7 protein-coding genes are annotated in these 6,351 nt (G+C 69.7%); 4 read left to right on the forward strand and 3 right to left on the reverse strand.

The window, feature by feature from the left end; genetic code table 11:
* Positions 1-88 precede the first annotated feature (88 nt).
* Positions 89-580: a hypothetical protein gene (locus tag ACWFQ8_RS28280; protein WP_453789112.1), complete on the reverse strand. Its 492-nt coding sequence runs from the start codon at positions 578-580 to the stop codon at positions 89-91.
* Between the two features lie 24 nt (positions 581-604).
* Positions 605-1,354, reverse strand: coding sequence for a MobF family relaxase (gene mobF / locus ACWFQ8_RS28285; protein WP_453789113.1), 750 nt, complete (start codon positions 1,352-1,354; stop codon positions 605-607).
* 296 nt (positions 1,355-1,650) lie between these two features.
* Between mobF and ACWFQ8_RS28290 the strand changes: the two genes are divergently transcribed.
* The 4 genes from ACWFQ8_RS28290 to ACWFQ8_RS28305 all read left to right on the forward strand — a co-directional run bounded on the left by ACWFQ8_RS28290 (position 1,651) and on the right by ACWFQ8_RS28305 (position 5,224).
* Positions 1,651-1,848: a hypothetical protein gene (locus ACWFQ8_RS28290; protein WP_453789114.1), complete on the forward strand. Its 198-nt coding sequence runs from the start codon at positions 1,651-1,653 to the stop codon at positions 1,846-1,848.
* 219 nt (positions 1,849-2,067) lie between these two features.
* Positions 2,068-2,370 carry a hypothetical protein gene (locus ACWFQ8_RS28295; protein ID WP_453789115.1) on the forward strand — a complete coding sequence of 101 codons (303 nt, stop codon included), beginning with the start codon at positions 2,068-2,070 and terminating at the stop codon, positions 2,368-2,370.
* 465 nt (positions 2,371-2,835) lie between these two features.
* The gene (locus ACWFQ8_RS28300; protein WP_453789116.1) at positions 2,836-3,477 is read left to right on the forward strand and encodes a hypothetical protein; all 642 of its coding nucleotides are present in this window, start codon (positions 2,836-2,838) and stop codon (positions 3,475-3,477) included.
* Between the two features lies 1 nt (position 3,478).
* The gene (locus tag ACWFQ8_RS28305; protein ID WP_453789117.1) at positions 3,479-5,224 is read left to right on the forward strand and encodes an IclR family transcriptional regulator domain-containing protein; all 1,746 of its coding nucleotides are present in this window, start codon (positions 3,479-3,481) and stop codon (positions 5,222-5,224) included.
* A 416-nt stretch (positions 5,225-5,640) separates the two neighbouring features.
* Here ACWFQ8_RS28305 and ACWFQ8_RS28310 read toward each other — a convergent pair whose 3' ends face one another.
* Entirely contained in the window at positions 5,641-6,105 is a 465-nt protein-coding gene (locus ACWFQ8_RS28310; RefSeq protein WP_453789118.1) for a hypothetical protein, read from the reverse strand.
* Positions 6,106-6,351: the final 246 nt, after the last annotated feature.

Below are 6,351 nucleotides of genomic sequence, written 5' to 3' on the forward strand. Positions count from 1 at the left end.
TTCGTCAGTTCATGCCGACGCACCATGACGGCCTCCTGCCCGGAACGGCAACAGATCCACCATCCGGGCAAGAGCCATCAGACACTGCCTAGTCCTCGGTGTCGCGCGGGTACAGGGCGCGAAGGTCGGCGGTCATCATCCGGCCCCGGCCGACCGGGCGGGTGTAGGCGTCGATGGCCGCCTGGACGATCTGTTCGTCCAGACCGCGCTGGTGGGGTCGGCCGCGCAGGGCGTAGGAGAGGTGTCGGCGGGCCTCGGCGAGGAGGTGGCGGTGTGCGAACGCGCCGCGCATCACGTACACCACGGCCATGGTCTCGGCGGCGGCCAGGGCGACGTCGACGACCGGGCGCACCCGCGCCCATATCGCCGCGGCCGCTGCTCGGGCGCGCTCCGCCAGCCGTGCGACGACGTCGGCTCCGTACGCTCGGGCCGCCGAGTCCCGCCAGGCGGCGCGCAGCTCGGCCAGCGACCGCAGTTCTGTGCGCTTCGGTGAACGGGTCTGGTCGGCGGCCTGGCAGGTGAGCGCGTAGGCGGCCCGCTCCCCCGGGGCGTGCCCGTGCCGTGCCTCGTACTCGGCCACCAGGACGGGGAGGGCGTCCTCGATCTACTGGCGGCGGGTGGACTGCCAGCCGATGAGCCGCTGGTCGATCCCGGCGATCTCCATGACCGGGCGGCGGCCGGGCGTCACTTCGCGCGGCTCCCACGCCCACCCGAGCCGGGCGGTGACCTCTTCCATGAAGTGGAGGGTGTAGAGGGTGTCGGCCGCGACGATGTTGGCGAGCATCGAGTCAGCCGACAGGTTGCCCCACGTCCCCGCTGCGTCCGGACGCCGGGCGCGGATCGAGACGACCGCGTGGTCGTGGAGCAGGGGACGCGAATCGACGGCGCGGGACTCGTAGTGCCGGAACACCGCGACGATCAGCCCGTCCCGGATCGGCTTGCGCTGCTTACCGCCGGCCTTCCAGCGGATCTGTGCGACCGCGTCCTCGAGCCACTCCAGCGTCTTGTCCCGGGCGATGTCCTGGCACAGCTCCAGCACCAGCCGGGTCTCGTCGTCCCCGAGCGCCCACGCGACGTGCACCGTCGACGGAGCCCGGAACACCAAGTCCATCGCCAGCCAGGGCGTCCGCTCCTTCGCCATCTCGGTCTCGGGCGACTGGTTGTGCTCGATCGGGCGGCCCAGTACCGTTGCCCGCCGCGCCTTCGCCGGGGTGTCGCCCGCCTCCAGGGCCTCGCGCTCGATCCGGTCGGCGCCCGGGTGCCGGCCCTCCCCTAGGAGGAGTTCGGCCTGCCGCTCGGTCACCACATCCCCGACCGTGAGGCCAACCGCAGCCAGACCCCGGCCCTTCCACACACCGGGCGGGACCCCGGCCTCGTCCTGGGCAGCGCGCAGCGGCCTCTCCGCCGGTCGCCTGGCCGTCGCCGACCATCACACCCCGGAAGAGATAGCGCACCCCGTCACCTGGACTGATCTTCGCTCTGCTGATCACCGGGCCATGGAACCTCGCCCGTGACCTGCGAGAAGGAGCGATCAGACCCCCGTCCCGCCGGGCGGGAAGCCATCACCAACTCCTTGCCTCCGGCGCCCGCCAGGCGGGACGCCCCGGCAGCCCGAGACAGTAGCCCGTGCGCGTGTGCACAGTCCGCCGCATGACCGACGAAGTGATCTACGCAGACTCTTGCCCGCTGTGCCTCCGGCCGCTCCGCCCCGAGTTCGGCCGCTCCCACGAGTCAGCCCAACAAGACGGCCCGGCCCGCGTCTGGTTCGCGGGGTACCGGTGTGACGGCTGCGAGGCCACCCGGCCCCAGCAGTTCTGGGACGCGATGCGCGACCGCTACGAGACCTGACACGGACCGTGCGAATACTGCGCCCCGGCCACCAGAGCCCCGCCCACCCCGGAATCCCACTCCAACCCAATCGAGCGTCATCGAACGCACACCAGCGCACGACAGCCCCAACCAACCGACACCGCTGAGCAGACCACGTCACCGACGCCCTTCGACACGAACAGCCACCCCCGCCCCCGGCCACCGGCCGGGGGCTTCGTGCTTCCTGGAGGAGATCACGTGCCCCCGTACGAGGCCCTGCCCCGCTTCACCGCCGACCTGGACCGCCTCACCCCCGAGCAGCGCCACCGCTTCCGCCAGACCGTGTCGGCCTTCGTCGACGACCTGCGCACCGGACGCTTCCGCGCCCGCCTCCGCGTCAAGCGCGTCCAGCGCGCCTCCGGCATCTACGAACTCACCTGGTCCATGGGCTCCGGCCCTGCAGGACGCGCAACCTGGGAGTACGGGCCCGAGCGCCGCCCCGGCGAGCAGCACATCGTCTGGCGCCGCATCGGCACCCACGACATCCTCACCGGTCCATGACCTCCGAGCCTGACCGTCGAAGCCGGGCCATAGCCGATAGCGCAACCAGGCCGGTCGGGACCAAACAGTCATCGATAGGTGTTCGCCGGTTTCGATCACTTTCGTTCGTGAGGAAAGTTCAGGCCCTCCAGGCCGTAAGAGAGGCGTGACGCGGATGCGTTGCTCTCGGAACGAACATGTGGAGCGTGAATTGACAGCCCTGGACGTGGCCGGGGTCATCTCGGCCGTGGCCGGCGTGACCCCTCTGGTGATCGCCTTGTGCCGGGCCTGGACGAAGACTCTGCGCGGGCGAGTGGGACGCGAAGGGTCTCTTCGACCTCAGGCCGAGCGTGGTCTCGGTAGGGCGTGTGACTGCGGGCAGTTCGTCATCCTGCGATACGAACCGCCGGATGGTGGCCGGATGACCGTCTGGACGATGCCGGCGGCCGCCCTCCTCTTCGATACCAGTGAGCAGGGGCGTGGCCCGTGGTAGATACCCCGGACGAGGGCGAGCAGCCGTGGCAGGAGGCTGCGCGCACGCTCTTCGAGAGGCACGCGGCGGAGTGGATCCGTATCACCGCCGCGTCGCTGTGGAACCGGCACCCGTTGCTGCGGTCCTGGGTCAATGACATGGCGCACGAAGCGCTCGTGCGGACGTACGCCATGTGGTGGCGGGACCCAGACAAGCAGCACCGCAACCCGCTGCCGTACATGAAGGAGACCGCGAACAACGTCGCGAACGACGCCTACGACGAGCTGGCTCGCCCCACCGACGACGCTGGGCTCGAGGAGTGCGAGCGCACCTTCATCGCGCGGCCCAGCCGGACCTCGGATCTGCACGGCGACTACGCGGGCATCGCACCGCACACTCCCCTGGACCCTCTGGAGGAACTCGTCATACCTGCCGTCAGGCGGATGAAGAAGACACAGCGCAGGGACGTCGCGGAGATGCGGAGCCTTGGCATGGACGACCAGGCCATCGCGGACCGCATGAACCGGGAGCCGGCTCGCATTCAGACCTTGATGACCAAGGCAGCAGCCGAGCTGAGGGAAGACGAGCAGCTCCAGCTCTACATCCGCGATCGGCACAGGAAGACCCGGCGCCGGGAAGAGGACACAGGTGAGTGATGTGAACGTCAATGACAGCGAACGGGGCAGCACCGGCAGGCCGGCGGAGCCTTCCGCGTTCGCCGCCCTGCTGTCCGGGCTGAGGGGAGCCGACTTCTGGGACCGGCCCGAGGGCGACTGGGGCCCTCGGCGGGCGTCGCGGGGTGAGGAGCTTGAGCGGCGCCTTCACGCAAACTCGTGCTACAGGCTCGGGTCGAAGGCGCTGCGCATGGGCGAGCTGGACCGGGCACGGAACTGGCTGCGGCGTGCGTGCGAGGACAGCCACCCTGGCGCGGCGTTCCGTCTAGCCGTGACTTTGTGGCGGCAGTCCGGGCCGGACGCGGCCTCCCGGGCCGTCACCGCTGTGGTGAGCGCGGCCCGGTGGGGGCATGAGGACGCCCGTACACTCCTGCGGCAGGCCGGGTGGGATCTCGCCGACATCGGCCTCGCCGACCGGGAAGGCGTCGCCCCGGAGCAGGACAGCGAGTTCGTTGCCGACGTGCGGACCCTCCTGGCAGCGGTCCGCAGGCGGGACTCGTTCGCCGGTCGGATCCCACAGCCCCGGCATACGAGCACCGCTCCGGCGGGCCGGCCGACGGGCATCGACCCGGGCGCCGCGCCACCATCGGAACCGCAATCGCTGGCAGCACTGGGGCGCAGCTTGGCGTGGTCAGCCGCTCCACTGCGGCAGACATCCCTGACGCACCTGGCACAGCGGGTACCACCCCCGAGTCGGCCCCTTCAGCGCTGGCAGTCCGCGCAGCGGGTCCTTGAGGTCCTCCAGATCATCGCGGGAGCGGGCCGGCCGGTCAGCGAACGCCACTTGGCCCGGGCTACCAGCCTCCCGCACCAGGTGATGCAACGCCTGCTGATGTGGCTGTGCCAGCAGCACCTGACCCTCCTCACCCGCGACGGCGGGTACGTGCCCGGGCCCGCGCTGCGGCTGATCACCGTGCCCGAACCCGGTCAGCCGGGGGCGGTCGTCGACCAGGTGCTCGCCGGGCTCCGGGACGCCATCGGCGCGGCCGTCTACATCAGCACCTACAGCCACGGGGAAGTGTCGATCCTCAAGTGGTCGGACGGGCCGAACGCCCCAGGCGTCGAGGAGAGGGTGGCCTTCACCGACGCGGCACACGCCACCGCCGTCGGCAAGAGTCTGCTCGCCCAGCTCGACTTCGACCAGCGAATGGACCACCTCTCAAGGCACCGACCGATCGCGCTCACCCAGCGCACGATCACCGATGGCGCGAAGCTCTTTAACAACCTGGACGGCCACGGCCCGCACGCCGCCCAGTTCGACATCCTGGAGTACTCCGACGGCCAGGTCTGCGTGGCCGTCCCGCTCGTTATCGACGGCGAGGTCGGCTGCGTGGCGCTGGCCCTGCCCGTCGCACAGCGCCACAGGCTCATCCAGGCGGCCCGGATTCTCTCCAGCCGGTCCGCTGGCCTTCTGCTGTCACTGCTGCTGGCGGCCAGCCCACCCAGCTGGGAAACCGGCAGGCAGGACGCGCCGCTCCCCCGCCAAGACGAACACACCACCACAGCCCAACAGCCCGCCTACCGACAGGGCGCATGGTGGACGACGGACCCAACCGACAACGACGCCGGTGACGCTCAGGACAACGACGACGCGGAGGAGGAACACGATGCACAGGTGATCCCCTTCCGCTCACGGACAGTAGAGCCCCCGCTGGTCGAGCCCCCCGATGTCCTCAACTCCACCAATCTCGACCTCGGACTCAAGGAGGCCGCCGGCAGCCGCCGCTGATGCCCACCCCGGGTCGGTCGGGCCCGTGGCTCAGGCATGGGCCCGACCTGGGGCGTCGACGGCACTGCTGGCAACCCGAATACATCGCACCAGGATTCTGCTGGGAGTCTCAAGCGGGGGCGGAAGTCGGCCCCCACGGCCCGCGGGGCCCGACTTCCCTGGCTCACAGAACAACCGCCGCCAGCCGGATCCACCGTCGGCCTCCACCGGCCGCCGCTCCCCCGGCTGCCACCCGCGGGCCGACGCCGCGTCGCGCAGAGCCTGGAGGGCGTCCGGTTTCGCTCAGGTTCAGGGAGCCGCCCGGACGACGCGGCCTTCGGATCAGTGCGTGCGTCGTCCTCAGCGTCTGCGAAAACTCACGTGCTCACCGAGCTTTGACCGGATGGCGACTCTGGCACGGCACAGAGTGGCGTTCCTCAGCTGTTCTCATCCGCGCCCAGATCGGTTCGCATTGCCGTGTGTACGAGCTTCATGGCGTCGAGGTACTCCTGCATGCGTTCCCCGCCCTGAGCCTGGATGTTCGTGCCTTCAATGACGAGGTCTCGCAGATGCCGGGCGCGTCTATCGAACTCCCTCGCTGGTGCCAGCACTGACTGCGGAGCCAACACCGCAAGCTCGTATCGCGAGGCGTAGCAGGCGGCGTATGCGGTGTATGCCCGGTGTCCGCGTTCTTCATCGGTCAAGCCGGACTCAACGGACAGCACCCGCAGTTGCGTACGGGTGTCGGCATGAGCAGCTAGGTAGCGCGCATATACCTCCTGCTTCGCCTTGCGGCGCTCGGTTCGGTCCTCGCGGCGTTCTCGGCGTCGCTCGACAAGGAGAGCTGAGCTGAGTGCAATGACGGCACCCAGAAGAGTCCCGAAGAGGGGCAGCCATGTCATCTGATGACCGTATGGGCTGGAGGCCAATGATCGCTGGCCTGCCGCTACACCGGTCAAGATTCGGTGAGATCGGTGAGCCTTGGCTGAGCCAGCACACCGAGGGCGGTTGTCGAAGCTCCCGATGCTGAGCAACGGTCGTCCCGCCGTGGTTTACCGCGGTAACAAACAGCCGGGGCGCCAAAAGCTCACCAACGACACTCCCCGCCTGACCCCGCGCACCCCCGGCACACAGTGCTTAGGCACCAT

The organism is Streptomyces sp. NPDC055254 (assembly GCF_053606025.1).

What these genes read in the sequence shown, in the direction of transcription:
- ACWFQ8_RS28290 (WP_453789114.1), top strand. Translation starts at nt 1,651, where the DNA reads ATGACCGACGAAGTGATCTACGCAGACTCTTGCCCGCTGTGCCTCCGG.
- ACWFQ8_RS28310 (WP_453789118.1), bottom strand. Translation starts at nt 6,105, where the DNA reads ATGACATGGCTGCCCCTCTTCGGGACTCTTCTGGGTGCCGTCATTGCA.